This is a genomic window from Bradyrhizobium lupini (assembly GCF_040939785.1).
Lineage (GTDB): Bacteria > Pseudomonadota > Alphaproteobacteria > Rhizobiales > Xanthobacteraceae > Bradyrhizobium > Bradyrhizobium canariense_D.
On sequence record NZ_CP162553.1, the window covers coordinates 2,809,004 to 2,826,153 of the forward strand.

At 64.7% G+C, this 17,150-nt stretch carries 13 protein-coding genes, 1 other RNA gene and 2 pseudogenes; 9 read left to right on the plus strand and 7 right to left on the minus strand.

Annotated features, from left to right (window positions below; genetic code table 11):
* Nucleotides 1-157: 157 nt before the first annotated feature.
* The 5 genes from AB3L03_RS13370 to AB3L03_RS13390 all read right to left on the minus strand — a co-directional run bounded on the left by AB3L03_RS13370 (nt 158) and on the right by AB3L03_RS13390 (nt 2,642).
* Nucleotides 158-982, minus strand: a complete 825-nt coding sequence (locus AB3L03_RS13370) for a TIGR00282 family metallophosphoesterase (protein WP_085385086.1) — start codon at nt 980-982, stop codon at nt 158-160.
* Complete coding sequence (locus tag AB3L03_RS13375) at nt 960-1,556, minus strand: 5-formyltetrahydrofolate cyclo-ligase (protein WP_085361600.1); 597 nt, start codon at nt 1,554-1,556, stop codon at nt 960-962. Before AB3L03_RS13375 ends, AB3L03_RS13370 begins: the two co-directional genes overlap by 23 nt.
* Before the next feature lie 207 nt (nt 1,557-1,763).
* Nucleotides 1,764-1,923: non-coding RNA, 6S RNA (gene ssrS / locus AB3L03_RS13380), on the minus strand.
* Nucleotides 1,924-1,971: 48 nt separating this feature from the next.
* On the minus strand, nt 1,972-2,355 hold the full coding sequence (locus tag AB3L03_RS13385) for a cell division protein ZapA (RefSeq protein WP_007599950.1): 384 nt from the start codon (nt 2,353-2,355) through the stop codon (nt 1,972-1,974).
* Nucleotides 2,352-2,642, minus strand: coding sequence for a DUF4164 domain-containing protein (locus AB3L03_RS13390; RefSeq protein WP_007599949.1), 291 nt, complete (start codon nt 2,640-2,642; stop codon nt 2,352-2,354). Before AB3L03_RS13390 ends, AB3L03_RS13385 begins: the two co-directional genes overlap by 4 nt.
* On the opposite strand from AB3L03_RS13390, the gene AB3L03_RS13395 reads away from it, so the two are divergent.
* The 9 genes and pseudogenes from AB3L03_RS13395 (at nt 2,641) to AB3L03_RS13435 (ending at nt 12,561) form a co-directional block, all read left to right on the plus strand.
* The gene (locus tag AB3L03_RS13395; protein WP_158091727.1) at nt 2,641-2,799 is read left to right on the plus strand and encodes a hypothetical protein; all 159 of its coding nucleotides are present in this window, start codon (nt 2,641-2,643) and stop codon (nt 2,797-2,799) included. The genes AB3L03_RS13390 and AB3L03_RS13395 overlap by 2 nt on opposite strands.
* 185 nt (nt 2,800-2,984) lie before the next feature.
* The gene (gene tkt, locus AB3L03_RS13400) at nt 2,985-4,970 is read left to right on the plus strand and encodes a transketolase (RefSeq protein ID WP_085351770.1); all 1,986 of its coding nucleotides are present in this window, start codon (nt 2,985-2,987) and stop codon (nt 4,968-4,970) included.
* 147 nt (nt 4,971-5,117) lie between these two features.
* On the plus strand, nt 5,118-6,125 hold the full coding sequence (gap, locus tag AB3L03_RS13405) for a type I glyceraldehyde-3-phosphate dehydrogenase (protein WP_368508789.1): 1,008 nt from the start codon (nt 5,118-5,120) through the stop codon (nt 6,123-6,125).
* 152 nt (nt 6,126-6,277) lie between these two features.
* The gene (gene pgk / locus AB3L03_RS13410; RefSeq protein ID WP_204513311.1) at nt 6,278-7,474 is read left to right on the plus strand and encodes a phosphoglycerate kinase; all 1,197 of its coding nucleotides are present in this window, start codon (nt 6,278-6,280) and stop codon (nt 7,472-7,474) included.
* Between the two features lie 67 nt (nt 7,475-7,541).
* Entirely contained in the window at nt 7,542-8,609 is a 1,068-nt protein-coding gene (gene fba, locus AB3L03_RS13415) for a class II fructose-bisphosphate aldolase (RefSeq protein ID WP_007599942.1), read from the plus strand.
* A 274-nt stretch (nt 8,610-8,883) separates the two neighbouring features.
* Nucleotides 8,884-9,910 (plus strand): annotated as a pseudogene (locus AB3L03_RS13420) (class I fructose-bisphosphate aldolase).
* A 3-nt stretch (nt 9,911-9,913) separates the two neighbouring features.
* Nucleotides 9,914-10,588, plus strand: a complete 675-nt coding sequence (locus tag AB3L03_RS13425) for a thiamine phosphate synthase (RefSeq protein WP_018454607.1) — start codon at nt 9,914-9,916, stop codon at nt 10,586-10,588.
* An 8-nt stretch (nt 10,589-10,596) separates the two neighbouring features.
* Nucleotides 10,597-11,691, plus strand: coding sequence for a tetratricopeptide repeat protein (locus AB3L03_RS13430; protein WP_018454608.1), 1,095 nt, complete (start codon nt 10,597-10,599; stop codon nt 11,689-11,691).
* An 84-nt stretch (nt 11,692-11,775) separates the two neighbouring features.
* Nucleotides 11,776-12,561, plus strand: coding sequence for an inositol monophosphatase family protein (locus tag AB3L03_RS13435; RefSeq protein WP_018454609.1), 786 nt, complete (start codon nt 11,776-11,778; stop codon nt 12,559-12,561).
* A gap of 38 nt (nt 12,562-12,599) precedes the next feature.
* Here the strand turns inward: AB3L03_RS13435 and AB3L03_RS13440 are convergent.
* Nucleotides 12,600-13,733: pseudogene (locus AB3L03_RS13440) on the minus strand (AAA family ATPase); the annotation flags it as partial.
* Between the two features lie 261 nt (nt 13,734-13,994).
* Nucleotides 13,995-17,147, minus strand: coding sequence for a multidrug efflux RND transporter permease subunit (locus AB3L03_RS13445; protein ID WP_368508790.1), 3,153 nt, complete (start codon nt 17,145-17,147; stop codon nt 13,995-13,997).
* Nucleotides 17,148-17,150: the final 3 nt, after the last annotated feature.

Genomic DNA, 17,150 nt, shown 5'->3' on the forward strand with positions numbered 1-17,150 from the left:
TTGCAGGAGAGGGTGGCTTCGCGAAGCGAAGCCGGGTAAGGGGTTGTCTCCACGCATCCAACTCGCATTTGAATTCGCGGAAGCGACCCCTCATCCGGCGCTTCGCGCCACCTTCTCCCACAAGGGGAGAAGGTGCAGCGGGATCTGCCGCTGCAATTCAGCTCAGCCAGAATTTCGGCGTCGTCGGCTCCAGCCTGCCGCCGGCGCGCACCGGCGCAATACGGAGCGCAAGCCCCGTCTCGTCATCCGTCTCGACCGCAACGCCGCTGAGCGTCGCAGCGCCCGCTGCCGGCTCGAAGCGGCCTGAGGGGATCCCGGAGGTGAACCTGCGCAACGGCTCCTCCTTCTGCATGCCGATGATGGAATCGTAGTCGCCGGTCATGCCGGCATCGGTCATGTAGGCGGTGCCGCCCGACAGGATCTGGTGGTCGGCGGTCGGCACATGGGTGTGGGTGCCGACGACCAGGCTGGCGCGGCCGTCGCAGAAGAAGCCGATGCCCTGCTTCTCGCTGGTCGCCTCGCAATGGAAGTCGACGACGATGGCGTCCGCGGCAATGCCGAGCGGGCAGGCGCCGAGCTCGCGCTCGAGGGCCGCGAAGGGATCGTCGAACGGGGTCATGAAGACGCGGCCCAAAGCGTTGACGACGAGCGCGTGCTTGCCGTTCTTGGTCTCGACCAACGCGGCGCCACGGCCGGGCGTCCCGCGCGGATAGTTCGCCGGCCGCACCAGGCGCTCCGCGCGCTCGATGAACACCAGGGCTTCGCGCTGGTCCCAGGAGTGATTGCCGAGCGTCACCGCGTCGGCGCCGGCGTCGAGAAACTCCTGATAGATCGCTTCCGTGATGCCGAAGCCGCCGGCGGAATTCTCGCCGTTGACGACGACGAAATCGAGCGACCAGTCTTTGACCATGCCGGGCAGATATTCGGCGATGGCATTGCGCCCGGCACGGCCGACGACATCACCCACGAAGAGAATGCGCAACTTCAGAACTCCGGAAATCGAATACGTCCGATTCCGTTAGCACATAATCCAGCGCCACGTCGTGGGCTAGTGCCGGAACCGCCTTGATCTCCTGCGCTGCAAAAGCGAGCCCGATGCCGACGATGGTCTTGGTTTTTCGCAGATGCGCGAAGGTGTGGTCGTAGTGCCCCGCGCCATAGCCGATGCGATGGCCGAGACGATCGAAGGCAGCGAGCGGCGTCAGCATGATGTCGGGAATGACTTCAGCGGCCCCAGGCGACGGCTCGGGAATGCCGAGCGGGCCGAGCATCAGGCGATCGTTCGGATGGAAGATGCGGAAGATCAGCGCCTGGCCGCGCGCAGTGACGCAAGGCAGCGCAAGCCTGGCGCCCTGCTCGGCGAGCTTCTTCAGCAGCGGTATCGGATCGATCTCGCTGCGGATCGGCGAATAGCCCGATACGATGCTGCCAGGCAGAAGCTGGAACGGCAGCCCGCGCTTGGCGAGCTTGGCGGCGGCGGCGATGCGTTTCTTTTCGCTCAGCGCATCGCGCGCCGCGAGGGCTTTGGCACGGAGTTCGGCTTTTGAATTCGACATGCGCGTGTTCCCCCGAGGCAGAACTAGTCCCGCTGTCATCACCCGCGAAGGCGGGCGATCCAGTATCCACAAACGCCAGTGCTAGAACCTCAACGCCGCGGCGTACTGGATGCCCCGGTCAAGCCGGGGCATGACACCGAGACTGAACCGCGAGCGTGTCGGGGACGCAATTTCGACGGGTACGAACCAGAAGAAGAAAGACAAAAGTGCGAAGCCGCGAACGCCGTTGAAGCACTCGATCCCGGAGTTCCCTACGAAAGTAGGTGGGCACCATATGTCCGAGCCCACGGGCTCGGCCAGGGACAGTTCCCTAAAGGATCGATAAGGCCCCGGGGATAATGGCTCCTGACGCGCGTCGCAGCCCCGCTCGGGCAATGTAACAACGATGCTGACGAATCGCCAGCCCGGTGAACGATCAGCCGATGGCGATCCCGTTGCCGACGGTCCGGTTCAGGACCTGGGTCGACTTCTCGATGCGCTCGGCGGCAGAGTTCAGTGCGTTCACGACCGCGGTCTGGGTCAACCGGGCGCGCTCGACGGCGGCGTTGCGGAAATCCCGCAATTCGGTCAGCTCCTGCTCCATGGTCCGGATGCGGTTGCCGGCATCGACCAGTTCGTCGCAGACGGTCAGCGCTGCCATCACGGTGAGCCTGGCATCACCGATCTCGCCGAACTTTCCGCGCAGCGACTGGATCCGCGTCTCCAGGCTTTCAGCGAGCTTGAGCAGCCGCACCTCCTGGCCCTCCTCGCAGGCCATGCGGTATTGCCGGCCGTTGATGGTGACGTTGATGTGGCTCATCCGTCCTCTCCGGTATCGAGCACCGAGCGTATCGTGACGATCGCGGAATCCAGCCGATCGGATATCTCGCGGCTGGAGCGCTCGAGCTTGCGCGCCTTCACCAGCGCGCCGTCGAGCTCATCGGCAAGCCGCGAGCGGTCCGCGCCGAGCGCCTGAATCCGCGCCGCGAGCTCGTTCTCGTCGCGATCGGCATCGCGCCGCCGCTCCACCGCGCTTTCGAGCGAGTCGAGCGCCGCCATGAGCCTGCGGGTCGCGATCTCGATCTCGACGGCCGAGGACTCGGTCATGGCAGAGCTGTTGGATACGCGATCGTTCATGCAGTCAGCGGCGGAACCTGTGGCCTTGCCCTTGGGGTTTTCCTTTGGGCTTTTCCTGGGGCTTGCCGTCCGGCAAAAGACTCGGTTCGGCAAGCGGTTAGAAGCAGAAATTTACGTGGCAAGCTAGGGAATCGCAACGCCGCCGCGAAACCTATGCACTGCTAAGCAACTTTTGCGGCCAAACCGGCGTTTGATTGCCTTGGCCTGTCGGAACCGAGATGCTATCCCAGCCGCGACCCCAGCGGCCGAAAGGCTCCTTCCGGCGCGGCCAAATCCAGCCACAAGCGCCTCATTTCAGACGGATTTTCAGACATGACGCAGGTCGATCACAACCGTATGGCCAATGCGATCCGCGGCCTTGCCATGGACGGCGTCGAGAAGGCGAAATCGGGTCATCCGGGCCTGCCGATGGGCGCCGCCGACATGGCGACCGTACTGTTCACCCAATTCCTGAAATTCGACGTCGCCGCGCTGGACTGGCCGGACCGCGACCGCTTCGTGCTTTCGGCCGGGCACGGCTCGATGCTGATCTATTCGCTGCTGTATCTGATCGGCAGCCCCGAGATGACGATCGACCAGCTCAAGAACTTTCGCCAGTTGGGATCGCTGACACCCGGACATCCCGAGCACGGCCACACCAAGGGCATCGAGACCACCACCGGTCCGCTCGGCCAGGGCATTTCCACCGCCGTCGGCATGGCGCTCGCCGAGAAGATGCTCGCCGCCGAGTTCGGCAAGAAGATTGTCGATCACCATACCTATGTGATCGCTTCCGACGGCGATTTGATGGAAGGCGTGTCGCAGGAAGCGATCGCGTTGGCCGGGCACTGGAAGCTCAACAAGCTGATCGTGCTCTATGACGACAACGGCATTTCGATCGACGGCCCGACCTCGCTTTCCGACTCCGTCGACCAGGTGAAGCGGTTCAAGTCGGCGGGCTGGGCCGCCGAAAAGATCGACGGCCACGACCAGGCCGCAATCGCCGCCGCGATCACGCGCGCGCAGAAATCAAACAAGCCGACGCTGATCGCCTGCCGCACCACCATCGGCTTCGGCGCCCCGCATAAGGCCGGCACCAACAAGGTGCACGGCGAAGCGCTCGGCGCCGACGAGCTCAAGGCCGCCAAGGAAAATCTCGGCATTTCGCTGGAGCCGTTCTCGGTGCCCGACGACGTGCTCAAGGCCTGGCGCGCGGCCGGCAGCCGCGGCGCGGCGGCACGACAGGAATGGGAAGCAAGGCTCGGTGAACTCGGCAGCCGCAAGCGCGCCGAGTTCGAGCGTCGCCTGCGCCACGAGCGCCCGGCCGCGCTCGCGAAGGCGGTGCGCGCCTACAAGAAGGAGCTGCTGGAAAAGCCGATGAATGCGGCGACCCGCAAATCCTCCGAAGCCGTGATCGAAGTGATTGCCGGCGCGATGCCGATGGAATTTCTGGCGGGCTCGGCCGACCTCACCGGCTCCAACAACAACAAGGCGAAGTCCGCAACCGCGTTCTCGGCCAAGACGCCGAAGGGCCGCTTCATCCATTACGGCATCCGCGAGCACGGCATGTGCGCGGCGATGAACGGCATCTTCCTGCACGGTGGTTTTGCGCCGAACGGCGCGACCTTCCTGGTGTTCACCGATTATGCGCGGCCCGCGATGCGGCTCGCCGCATTGATGGGGACCGGGGTCGTTTATGTCATGACCCACGATTCCATCGGCCTCGGCGAAGACGGCCCGACCCACCAGCCGGTCGAGCATCTCTCAGCACTTCGCGCCATTCCCAACATGCGCGTGTTCCGTCCGTGCGATTCCATCGAGGTTGCCGAGTGCTGGGAGCTCGCGCTCAACCGCATCGACGGCCCGACGGTGCTGGCGCTGACCCGGCAGAACCTGCCGCAACTGCGCACCACCGCACCGAACGAGAGCCCCTGCCGGTTTGGTGCCTACGAGCTGGTGGCCGCCCAGGGCGAAGCCAAGGCGACGCTGTTTGCCTCGGGCTCCGAAGTGGAGATGGCGGTGGCTGCGCAGAAGCAGCTCGCCGAGCGCGGCATTCCGACCCGGGTGGTTTCGGTTCCCTCGCTCGAGCTCCTGCTAGCGCAACCAAAGGAGCGCCGCGACGAGATCATCGGCAATGCCCCCATCAAGGTCGCGATCGAGGCCGCCGTGCGCTGGGGCTGGGACGCCGTGATCGGCCAGGATGGCGAGTTCATCGGCATGCACTCCTTCGGCGCCAGCGCCCCTCTCAACAAGGTATTCCAGCACTTTGGCATTACCGCCGAGGCCGCGGTTAACGCCGTTCTGAAACGCGTTTCCTGAGAGTTGAGATTGCCGAAAAAAAGGACTACCTAACTTCCCATATGATCAAGCCCCGCCCGGCCGAACCGGGCGTCCGCCCTAAAAAAACCCTCGCAGGCGCGCTAGCGCGTTGTGCGGGATGACAACGGTCATTGAAGGAGACGAAACATGGTAGTCCGCGTCGGAATCAACGGTTTTGGCCGTATCGGCCGCAACATCCTGCGGGCCATCGCCGAGTCCGGCCGCAAGGACATCGAGGTCGTCGGCATCAACGACCTCGGCCCGGTCGAGACCAACGCCCATCTGCTTCGCTTCGACAGCGTCCATGGCCGCTTCCCCGGCACCGTGACCGTCGATGGCGACACGATCAGCCTCGGTGGCAACAAGATCAAGGTGACCGCCGAGCGCGATCCCTCGAAGCTGCCCTGGAAAGATCTCGGCATCGACATCGCGATGGAATGCACCGGCATCTTCACCTCGAAGGACAAGGCCTCCGCGCATCTGAGTGCCGGCGCCAAGCGCGTTCTCGTTTCTGCGCCCGCCGACGGCGCCGACGCCACCATCGTCTACGGCGTCAACCACGACACGCTGACCCGGGAACATCTGGTCGTCTCCAACGGCTCCTGCACCACCAACTGTCTTGCGCCGATCGCCAAGGTGCTGAACGACCTCGTCGGCATCGAGACCGGCTTCATGACCACGATCCACGCCTATACCGGCGACCAGCCGACTCTCGACACCATGCACAAGGATCTCTATCGCGGCCGCGCGGCTGCGATGTCGATGATCCCGACCTCGACCGGCGCCGCCAAGGCGATCGGCCTCGTGCTGCCGGAACTGAAGGGCAAGCTCGACGGCGTCGCGATCCGCGTGCCGACCCCGAACGTCTCGGTCGTCGATCTCAAGATCGTGGCCAAGCGCGCCACCGATCCGAAGGAAATCAACGAGGCGATGAAGCGTGCCTCCGAGCAGCAGCTCAAGGGCATTCTCGGCTACACCACCGCGCCGAACGTCTCGATCGACTTCAACCACGACCCGCACTCCTCGACATTCCACATGGACCAGACCAAGGTGCAGAACGGCACGCTGGTGCGCGTGATGTCCTGGTACGACAACGAGTGGGGCTTCTCGAATCGTATGGCGGATACCGCCGTCGCGATGTCGAAGGTGATCTAACTCCGCTCTCGTGTCCCGGACGCGACGTAGCGTGAAGCGCTGCGTCGCAGAGCCGGGGCCCGTTTAACTAACCGCGGGACTCGCCGCAATTTGGGTCCCGGTTCTGCACGGCGGCACTACGCGCCGCGGTGCGCCCGGGACAAGGGCCTCCGATGACGAAATCATTCCGCACCCTCGACGACGTCGATGTGAAGGGCAAGCGCGTGCTGCTGCGCGTTGACCTCAACGTGCCCATGGAGAACGGCCGCGTCAGCGACGCAACCCGGCTCGAGCGCGTCGCGCCGACCATCACCGAAATCTCGGACAAGGGTGGCAAGGTCATCCTGCTCGCGCATTTCGGCCGGCCGAAAGGGCGCGATGCCAAGGACTCGCTCAAGCCCGTGGCCGAGGCGCTGTCGAAGGTGGTGAAGAAGCCCGTCGCCTTCGCCGACGACTGCATCGGCGAGCCCGCGGTCAAGGCCGTTGCCGGCTTGAAGGACGGTGACATCCTCTGTCTCGAAAACACCCGCTTCCACAAAGAGGAAGAGAAGAACGATCCGGCCTTTGTCGCGGAGCTCGCAAAACTCGGCGACATCTGGGTCAATGACGCGTTCTCGGCCGCGCACCGCGCCCACGCCTCGACCGAAGGCCTCGGCCACAAGCTGCCCGCCTATGCCGGCCGCACCATGCAGGCCGAATTGGTCGCGCTGGAGAAGGCGCTGGGCTCACCGACCAAGCCTGTCATCGCTATCATCGGCGGCGCCAAGGTCTCGACCAAGATCGACCTGCTCGAAAACCTCGTGACCAAGGTCGACGCGCTGGTGATCGGCGGCGGCATGGCCAACACCTTCCTGCACGCCCAGGGCGTCGGCATCGGCAAGTCGCTGGCCGAGAAGGATCTCGCCGCGACCGCGTTGCGCATCATGGAAAAGGCCGAAGCCGCCAACTGCGCCATCATCCTGCCGGTCGACGCTACCGTCGCCTATCATTTCGCGGCCAACGCGCCGTCGCACGCCTATGGCCTCGACGCGATCCCGGCCGACGGCATGATCCTCGACGTCGGTCCGCAGTCGATCGCACGTGTCCATGCCGCCATCGACGATGCGGCGACGCTGGTCTGGAACGGACCGCTTGGTGCGTTCGAGATGCAGCCGTTCGACCGCGGCACGATGTCCGCCGCCAAGCATGCCGCCGAGCGCACCAAGGCCAAGAAGCTGGTCTCGATCGCGGGCGGCGGCGACACCGTGGCGGCCCTCAACCAGGCCCATGTGGCCGGTCAGTTCACCTATGTCTCGACCGCCGGTGGCGCATTTCTTGAATGGATGGAAGGCAAGCCCCTGCCCGGCGTCGAAGTTCTGCGCACCAAGTAATCGGTCGGCAAGTCGTCAGCCGCCTTCAAGCAGTGGCCTTGCAGGCCCAAACGGGAGAAAAACACAGATGGCTCGGATCACGTTGCGTCAATTGCTCGACCATGCGGCGGAGAACGATTACGGCGTCCCGGCCTTCAACATCAACAACATGGAGCAGGCGCTGGCGATCATGGACGCGGCCAACCAGGTCGACGCGCCCGTCATCATCCAGGCCTCGCGCGGTGCGCGCTCCTACGCCAACGACGTCATGCTCAAGCACATGATGGACGCGGTGACCGAGATCTACCCGCACATCCCGGTCTGCGTGCATCTCGACCACGGCAACGAGCCGGCCACCTGCATGACCGCGATCCAGGCCGGCTTCACCTCGGTGATGATGGACGGCTCGCTCAAGGCCGACGGCAAGACCCCCGGTGACTGGGGCTACAATGTCGGCGTCACCAAGACCGTAACCGACATGGCCCATCTCGGCGGCATCTCGGTCGAGGGCGAGCTTGGCGTGCTCGGCTCGCTCGAGACCGGCATGGGCGACAAGGAAGACGGCCACGGCGCCGAGGGCAAGCTCAGCCACGACCAACTCCTGACCAATCCGGATGAAGCCGTGAAGTTCGTCCAGGAGACCCAGGTCGACGCGCTGGCGATCGCGATGGGGACGTCCCACGGTGCCTACAAATTCACCCGCAAGCCCGACGGCGACATCCTCGCCATGAACGTGATCGAGGAGATCCACCGCAAGCTGCCGAACATGCATCTCGTCATGCACGGCTCCTCCTCGGTGCCGCAGGACCTCCAGGACATCATCAACGCCTATGGCGGCAAGATGAAGCCGACCTGGGGCGTGCCCGTTGCCGAGATCCAGCGCGGCATCAAGAACGGCGTGCGCAAGATCAACATCGATACCGACAACCGCATGGCGATGACCGGCCAGATCCGGAAAGTGCTCAAGGACAATCCGGAAGAGTTCGACCCGCGCAAGTACCTGAAGCCCGCGATGGAAGCGATGACCAAGCTGTGCAAGCAGCGGCTCCAGGAATTCAATACCGCGGGCCAAGCCTCCAAGATCAAGAAGGTGCTGACCACGGCCGAGATGGCCAAGCGCTACGCCAAGGGCGAGCTCGCCCCGAAGGTGGCGTAAGCTGCTCTATCCTCCCCTCTCCCCGCGCTTCGCGGGGAGAGGGTTGGGGTGAGGGGCTCTCTCGGCAGATGAGATGACTGCGGGACCTGTACCCCCCTCACCCGGATCGCAAGGGCGATCCGACCTCTCCCCGCAAGCAGGGCGAGGTGAAGAGTCGCCCGGCCGGCCCAACGCTGCCCCAGCCCTTACCCTGCGACGAACGTTAACTCGGCATTTGCCCGAGAACGGTCTATTTTCACCGGCAAGGGCAGAATCGTTTTGGGAGGACATCTCGATGAATCTGACTGAGCTGAACAGGATCGCGACCGCCCTGGTCGCGCCCGGCAAGGGCATCCTTGCCGCCGACGAATCCTCCGGCACCATCAAGAAGCGTTTCGACGCGATCGGCGTGGAATCGACCGAAGAGAACCGCCGCGACTATCGCGAGATGCTGTTCCGCTCGAACGAAGCCATGAGCCGCTACATCTCCGGCGTCATCCTCTATGACGAGACGATCTGGCAGAACGCGAAGGACGGCACGCCCCTGGTCAAGCTGATCGAGAGCAGCGGCGCCATCCCCGGGATCAAGGTCGACGAAGGCACCCAAGCCCTGCCGATGTGTCCGGGCGAGCTCGTCACCGTCGGGCTCGACAAGCTCGCCGAACGGCTGAAGAAATATCACGAGCGCGGCGCACGTTTCGCCAAATGGCGCGCGGTGATCGACATCGGCAGTGGCATCCCTTCCATGACTGCGATCAGCGTCAACGCCCACGCGCTGGCGCGCTACGCAGCGCTGTGCCAGGCCGCGCAGATCGTGCCGATCGTCGAACCCGAAGTGCTGATGGACGGCGATCACGACATCGATCGCTGCTATGAGGTGACGAGCCGTGTGCTCAACAAGACGTTTCAGGAATTGCGCGTGCAGCGCGTCGCGCTCGAGGGCATGGTGCTGAAGCCGAACATGGCCATCTCCGGCAAGAAGTGCGCGAAGCAGGCTTGCGTCGAGGAGGTCGCGGAGAAGACGATACGGCTGCTCAAGGCGTGCGTGCCCGCGGCGGTGCCCGGCATCGCCTTCCTCTCCGGCGGCCAATCGGATGAAGAGGCAACGGCGCATCTCAACGCCATGCACAAGCTCGGCCCGCTGCCCTGGGGCCTGACCTTCTCCTATGGTCGCGCACTCCAGGCCGCGCCGCAGAAGGCCTGGTCAGGCAAGGCCGAGAACGTCGCGGCCGGACAAAGCGCATTCAGTCACCGCGCGCGCATGAATGGCCTCGCCTGCAAAGGCGAATGGCAAAAGCAGCCTGGAACAGAAAGCGGCCTAGATCTTGTCGAACAAATCTCCTCCGCCGCGCCCGGCGCCGCGCCTTTATCTCGCGACGCCTGTCGTCGACGATCCCGCTTCGCTCCTGGCCGAGCTGCCCGGCCTGCTCGCCGCCGCCGATGTCGCGGCCGTGCTGCTGCGGCTGAAGCAGACCGATCAGCGCACCATGATCTCGCGGATCAAGGCCTTGGCGCCGCCGGCTCAGAAAGCGGGCGCGGCGCTGCTTGTCGATGGCCATCCTGAGCTCGTCGCACGCGGCGGCGCCGACGGCGCGCATCTGCCCGGCATCGCCGCGCTGAAAGAGGCGCTGCCATCGCTGAAGCCCGATCGCATCGCGGGCGTTGGCGGGCTGACGACGCGGCACCATTCGATGGATGCGGGCGAGATTGGCGCGGATTACGTGCTGTTCGGCGAACCCGACGCAAAGGGCCAGCGGCCGTCGTCGCAAGCGATCGCTGAGCGGCTGGACTGGTGGGCCGAGCTGTTCGAACCGCCCTGCGTCGGCTTTGCCATCTCGCTGGAGGAGGCCCACGAATTCGCCGCCAGCGGCGCCGATTTCGTGCTGGTGGGCGACTTCATCTGGGCCGATCCGCGCGGACCCAAGGCTGCGCTGATCGAGGCCGACGCTGCGATCAAGAAGGCTCATGCGACTGCGCTTGCAGACCAGGAGCACGGCTAGCGCCCGACATGAAGCTCCCGCGCATCATCATGCTGGCCACGCTGCTGCTGACGGCGCCCGCGGCCGCGCAGCTCCAGATCACGCCGCCGGTGGCAACGCCGGGCGCTTCGGCCGAGAAAACCAAAGACAAGCCGAAGGCCACGCCGCACACCATCACCAAGAAGAAGGAAGCGCCGCCGGCACCCAAACCTTCAGCCTCCCCGAAACCTTCCGCTTCCCCAAAGCCTGCTCCGGCCGCGACCGTGATTCCGGCGCCGCCGACCGACAACCCCAACGTCGATCTGGTGTACGGCGCCTATCAGCGCGGCCAGTACAAGACCGCCTTCGAACTCGCCACGGCCCGTGCCGAAACCGGCGATGCCAAAGCGATGACCATGCTGGGTGAGCTCTATTCCAACGCCATGGGCATCCGACGCGACTACACCAAGGCGCTGCAATGGTACAAGCGCGCCTCCGACGCCGGAGACCGCGAGGCGATGTTCGCGCTCGCCATGCTGAGGATGACCGGCCGCGGCGGCCCGGTCGACAAAAATGAGGCGGTCAAGCTGATGGCGTCCGCCGCCAAGCTCGGCGAACCCAAGGCGGCCTATAATCTCGCGCTGCTCTATCTCGACGGCCAGACCCTGCCGCAGGACGTCAAGCGCTCCGCCGAGCTGCTGCGCCAGGCGGCTGATGCCGGCCTGCCCGAGGCGCAATACGCGCTCGCGACCTTCTACAAGGAAGGCACTGGCGTGCCGAAGGATTTGGAACGGGCGGTGCGTCTGCTCCAGGTCGCCACGCTGACCGACAATGTCGATGCCGAGGTCGAATACGCCATCGCGCTGTTCAACGGCACCGGCACGCCGAAGAACCAGCCGGCGGCCGTCGCCCTGCTCCGCAAGGCGTCCCGCCAGGGCAGCGCGATCGCGCAGAACCGGCTGGCCTGGGTGCTGATCAACGGCATGGGCACGGCCGTGGACAAGGTCGAAGGCTTCAAGTGGCATCTGGTGGCCAAGACCTCCGGCAAGGGCGATCCGGAGCTGGACAAGCAATTGTCCGATTTGCCGGCCGAGGACCGGGCCAAGGCCGAGGCCGCCGCCAGGAAATGGCTCGGGGCCAAATGACTTGACGTTGAGGCCCCCGCAGGGCACCCCATCCCTCAAACAGGCGCGATTTCGCGCCATTTCCCCGATCAAGACCGGAAGCTCATGCTATATTCCGCAACTATCAACGTCATGGTCAAGGCCGCGCGCCGCGCCGGCCGCAGCCTCAAGCGCGATCTCGGCGAGATCGAGCATCTCCAGGTCTCGCTGAAGGGACCGGCGAATTTCGTCTCGCTGGCCGACAAGCGCGCCGAGGAGATCCTCTACCAGGACCTCGCCAAGGCGCGGCCCGGCTACGGCTTCATCGGCGAGGAAGGCGGAACGCGCGAGGGCTCCGACAAGAGCCACACCTGGATCGTCGATCCGCTCGACGGCACCACCAACTTCCTGCACGGCATCCCGCAATTCGCGATCTCGATCGGGCTTTCGCGCGAGGGCACGATCATCGCCGGCGTGATCTACAATCCCGCCAATGACGAGCTCTACATCGCCGAGCGCGGCAAGGGCGCCTTCCTCAACGACCAGCGGCTGCGCGTGGCCGGCCGCCGTCAGCTCAACGAATGCGTGGTGGCCTGCGGCCTGCCTCATATCGGCCGCGGCGACCACGAGGAATTCCGTCGCGAGATGACCGCGATGCAGGAGCGCGTCGCCGGCCTGCGCCGCTTCGGCGCCGCCTCGCTCGACTTGGCCTTCGTCGCCGCCGGCCGCCTCGACGGCTACTGGGAGCGCAATTTGCAATCCTGGGACATCGCGGCGGGTCTGATCATGCTGCGCGAGGCGGGCGGAACGATCACCGACATCGATACGCCGGGCGACGCGCTGGTGACAGGCAATGTCGTGTGCGGGAATGAATACGTGCACGGGGAATTGGTGAAGATCTTGCGGAAGTAGGCCGCAGCAGCACGACGGCTCGATCGACGACGGTTGGAATCGTCGTCCTCATCGTCCTCGTCGGCTTCGTCGTCGCGATATTCACCGCCGATGGTCAGGCCCTCGATCGCCGTGGCGCCTTTCGACTTGATCACCCGGCGGAGCGGGACCGAACTCTCGCTTCGCAGTGCGTCCATCAACTGTTCCGAATGGGTGACAATCCAGATGTCGGCGCGGCGCGATGCCTTGGCGATGAGCCGGGCCAGCGGCGCAAGCAGCGACGGATGCAGGCTGGTCTCGGGTTCGTTCAGCGCAATGAACGGCGGCAGCCGATAGCCCATGAATACCGCGAGCAGGCAGATGTATTTCAGCGTCCCGTCGGATAGTTCATGAGCCCTGAACGGCCGCGGCATATCCGGCAATTGCAGATCGAATTCACACCTGCCATTTTCTTCCCATGCGCGGAGTTCGGCACCCGGGAATGCATCCTGGATCGCGTCCTGCAGGTCGTCGGCGTCTTCCCGAATGACATAGAGGGTCGCCAGGGTGGCAGCCAGATCGATGCCATCGGCGCTGAGCGAGGGCGTTGCGATCGCCAGACAAGGCTTTCGTATCGGTGACGCCGGATCAGTGCGAAAGTCATGATAGAATCGCCAGCCCAGCATTGCATTTCTGATCAGGTCGATTTCCGGGCATTGCTTGCCATCGGAAAAAGCCGCAAGCGCGGTCTCTGACGGCAGCACCGCATCCTTGTGAGCGTTCCAGGCGCCACTCTCGCCGCGGACGCTGATGAGCGAATTGATCCGCTCCATCAGCTTGACCGTGCGTTTGCCGCGCGTCGTTTCGATCGTTTCGGCCTTGATCATCGGCTCGCCGGAAAATGCCGCCTGAAGCGGGCTGGGAAATCCGAGCTCGATGGAATATCTCATGCCGTCGAATGTCGCCGACAGCCGCAGCCGCCCGTCTTCGCCTCGCTTGCGTATGCCGGACCAGCAGACCGAATTCAAACCGCCTTCATCGGCGATCGTGCGGGTGATCTGACCGGTCGCCGCGTCGCGCAACAGCGACAAGGACTTGTAGAGATTGGACTTGCCGACTCCATTTTCGCCGACGAACACCGACAGGGGATGGATGGGTATGGAGAGCCGCCGAATGGAGCGATAGTTCGAGATCGCAATGTCGGTCGGACGCATCACATGCTCTCAATCGGCGGGCTATCTCCGCATTCGCAGTAAGGTGCGAATACGATGTTTCAATCCAGGGGTGCAGTCTGGATTGAGGCCTCCGAGAAATCAAGCCGACCGATCCGGCGTTCAATGGCCGACTCTCACCAGCGCAAACCCGACGGTCATCATCCGCGAAGGCGGATGATCCAGTATTCCAGAGACGCCGCTCGGATACGGAAAGGCCGCGGGGTACGGCATGCCCCGCCTGCGCGGGGCATGCCACCTCACCTACAGCTCGGCCGGCGCCGGCGGCCCGTACATCTCGCCCTGCTTCGCCGCCTTCTCCCGATCCCCGCCCAGCACGCGCTGCACCGAGACGAAGAACACCGGCACCATCAGCAGCGCCAGGATCACTACCGCGATCATGCCGCCCATCACGACACTGCCGAGCGCCTGCTGGCTGGCGCCGCCGGCGCCATGGGCGATGGCCATCGGCAGCACGCCGCAGATGAAGGCAAGGCCGGTCATCAGGATCGGGCGGAAGCGCAGGCGGCAGGCCTCGATGGTGGCGTCCACCAGCGGCTTGCCTTCTTTCCGCAGATCCTTGGCGAACTCGATGATCAGGATCGCGTCCTTGGCCGCAAGGCCAATGATGGTGATCAGGCCGACGGTGAAATAGACGTCGTTGGGCAGGCCGCGCAGCATCGCCGCGACCACCGCGCCGACGATGCCGAGCGGCACGGTGAGCAGCACCGCGAGCGGAATGGTCCAGCTCTCGTAAAGCGCGGCCAGACACAGGAACACCACGAATACCGAGAGCCCGAGCAGGAACGGCGCCTGCGAGCCCGACAGCTTCTCCTGGAGCGACTGCCCGGTCCATTCATAGCCGAAGCCGCGCGGCAGCTTGCCGGCAAGCCGTTCCATCTCCGCGATGGCATCGCCCGAGGTGAAGCCGGGTTTCGCCTCGCCCGAGATGCGCACCGCCGGATAATAATTGAAGCCGGCGATCTGCGTCGGTCCGCGCGCCCATTCCACGGTGGTAAAGGACGAGAACGGCACGAGCTGGCCGCGGCTGTTCTTGACGTTGTAGTTGAGGATGTCCTCGGTCCGCATGCGGTCGCGGGCATCGGCCTGCACCACGACACGCTGCATGCGGCCGCGGTTCGGGAAGTCGTTGATGTAGTTCGAGCCGAGATTGGTCGAGATCGTATTGTTGATGTCCTCGAAGGTGACGCCGAAGGCGCCCGCCTTTTCGCGGTCGATCACGAGATTGACCACGCCGGCCTCGGGCAGGCCCTCGACATAGACCTTCTGCAGCACAGCGCTCGCATTGGCCTCCGCGATCAACTGATCGGCGGCGCGCATCAAGGCCGGATAACCCTTCTGGCCGCGGTCCTGGAGACGGAACGAGAAGCCCGAGGAGTTGCCGAGATTGTCGATTGGCGGCGGCTGCAGCGCGGAGATTTTTGCGTCGCGGATCGACGACGACAAATCGCGGTTGATGTCGGCGACGATCGCGGCCGCAGAATCCTTCGGCCCGCGTTCCGACCAGTCCTTCAGGGTGATGAAGGCCTGCGCGGTGTTCATGCCCTGGCCGGAGAAGCTGAAGCCGGTGAGGAAGGTGACGTTGTCGACGCCCGGACGCTGCGCCAGGTATTTTTCCACTTTCTCGATCACCGCCTCGGTTCGGCCGTAGGACGAGTCCGACGGCGTCTGCACGTCGGTGGTGACGAAGCCCTGGTCGTCGACGGGCAGGAAGCCGCCGGGCAGATTGACGAAGGCCCAGGACAGGCCGGCGAGCAGCGCGACATAGACCAGCATCAAGCGGCCGGTGCGCTTCAGCGAGAAGCCGACGGTGCGGGAATATCCCTCCTTGCTGCCGTCGAGCATGCGGTTGAACCAGCCGAACACGCCCTTCTTGACATGGCCATGACCGGCCGCGACGGGCTTGAGCAGCGTCGCACACAGTGCCGGCGTCAGCGACAGCGCGAGGAAGGCCGAGAAGCCGATCGCGGCGACCATGGTCACGGAGAACTGGCGGTAGATGATGCCGACCGAGCCCGGGAAGAACGCCATCGGCACGAACACGGCCATCAAGACCAGCGTGATGCCGATGATGGCGCCGGTGATCTGCGACATCGCTTTCCGCGTCGCTTCCTTGGGCGGCAGCCCCTCCTCGGCCATGATGCGCTCGACGTTCTCGACTACGACGATGGCATCGTCGACGAGGATGCCGACGGCGAGCACCATGCCGAACATCGAGAGCATGTTGATGGAATAGCCGGCGAGCAGCAGCGTGGTACAGGCGCCCAGCAGCGCCACCGGCACCACGATGGTCGGAATGATGGTGTAGCGGATGTTCTGCAGGAACAGGAACATCACCACGAACACCAGCACGATGGCTTCGACCAGCGTCGACAACACCTTCTTGATCGAGGCCTCGACCACGGGCGTGATGTTGTATGGAATCTCGTAGCCGATATTGGCCGGGAAGAAGCGAGACAGCTCCTTCATCTTCTCTTCGACGGCGCTCGCGGTCGCCAGCGCATTGCCGGTCGGCGACATCAGCACGGAAAGACCGGCGGTCGGCTTGCCATCGAGACGGGTGTTGAACTGGTAGCTGAGGCCGCCGACCTCGATCCGCGCGACATCGCGCAGCCGCACGGTCGACCCGTCGGCATTGGCGCGCAGGATGATGGTACCGAATTCATCCGGGGACGAGAGCTGGCCCTTGACCAGCACCAGCGCGGAGGTGCGCTGGGTCGAGGTCGACGGCTCGGCGCCGATGCTGCCCGAAGCGACCTGCGCGTTCTGCGCGGCAATGGCCTTGTTGACGTCGTCGGCGGTCAGGCCATAGCCGACCAGCTTTGCCGGGTCGACCCAGACGCGCAGGCTACGTTCCGTCGAATACAGCGTGGCGCGGCCGACGCCGGGGATGCGGCGGATCTCGCCCAGCACGTTACGGATCATGAAGTCGCCCAGGCCGACCTCATCCAGGCTGCCGTCGGTCGAGTTCAGCGTGATGATCTGGAGCACCGCGCTGGAGGCTTCCTCGATCAGAATGCCCTGCTGGATCACCGCGCGCGGCAGCCGCGCCTCGACGCGCTTGATGCGGTTCTGCACCTCGACCGAGGCGGCGCTGGTATCGGTGCCCGGCACGAAATTGGCGATGATCTCGACCTGGCCGAGCGAGTCGCTGGTCGATTCGAAATTGAGGATGCCGGAGGCGCCGTTGAGCTCCTCCTCGATCAGCCGCGTGACGCTGTTGTAGAGGTTCTCGGGCGAGGCACCGGGATAGCTGGTCGAGATCGAGATCGAGGGCGGCGCGATGATCGGGTACTGCGCGATCGGCAACAGCGGAATCGAAATTGCGCCGACCAGACAGATGAACAGCGCGACGACCCAGGCGAAGATCGGCCTGTCGATGAAGAAGCTCGCCATGGT

Bases quoted from the DNA above. Each gene is read 5' to 3' on its own strand.
- AB3L03_RS13375 (WP_085361600.1), bottom strand. From the start codon at position 1,556: ATGTCGAATTCAAAAGCCGAACTCCGTGCCAAAGCCCTCGCGGCGCGC.
- AB3L03_RS13385 (WP_007599950.1), bottom strand. From the start codon at position 2,355: ATGAGCCACATCAACGTCACCATCAACGGCCGGCAATACCGCATGGCC.
- AB3L03_RS13395 (WP_158091727.1), top strand. From the start codon at position 2,641: ATGGCAGAGCTGTTGGATACGCGATCGTTCATGCAGTCAGCGGCGGAA.
- AB3L03_RS13390 (WP_007599949.1), bottom strand. From the start codon at position 2,642: ATGACCGAGTCCTCGGCCGTCGAGATCGAGATCGCGACCCGCAGGCTC.
- tkt (WP_085351770.1), top strand. From the start codon at position 2,985: ATGACGCAGGTCGATCACAACCGTATGGCCAATGCGATCCGCGGCCTT.
- gap (WP_368508789.1), top strand. From the start codon at position 5,118: ATGGTAGTCCGCGTCGGAATCAACGGTTTTGGCCGTATCGGCCGCAAC.
- pgk (WP_204513311.1), top strand. From the start codon at position 6,278: ATGACGAAATCATTCCGCACCCTCGACGACGTCGATGTGAAGGGCAAG.
- fba (WP_007599942.1), top strand. From the start codon at position 7,542: ATGGCTCGGATCACGTTGCGTCAATTGCTCGACCATGCGGCGGAGAAC.
- AB3L03_RS13430 (WP_018454608.1), top strand. From the start codon at position 10,597: ATGAAGCTCCCGCGCATCATCATGCTGGCCACGCTGCTGCTGACGGCG.
- AB3L03_RS13435 (WP_018454609.1), top strand. From the start codon at position 11,776: ATGCTATATTCCGCAACTATCAACGTCATGGTCAAGGCCGCGCGCCGC.
- AB3L03_RS13445 (WP_368508790.1), bottom strand. From the start codon at position 17,147: ATGGCGAGCTTCTTCATCGACAGGCCGATCTTCGCCTGGGTCGTCGCG.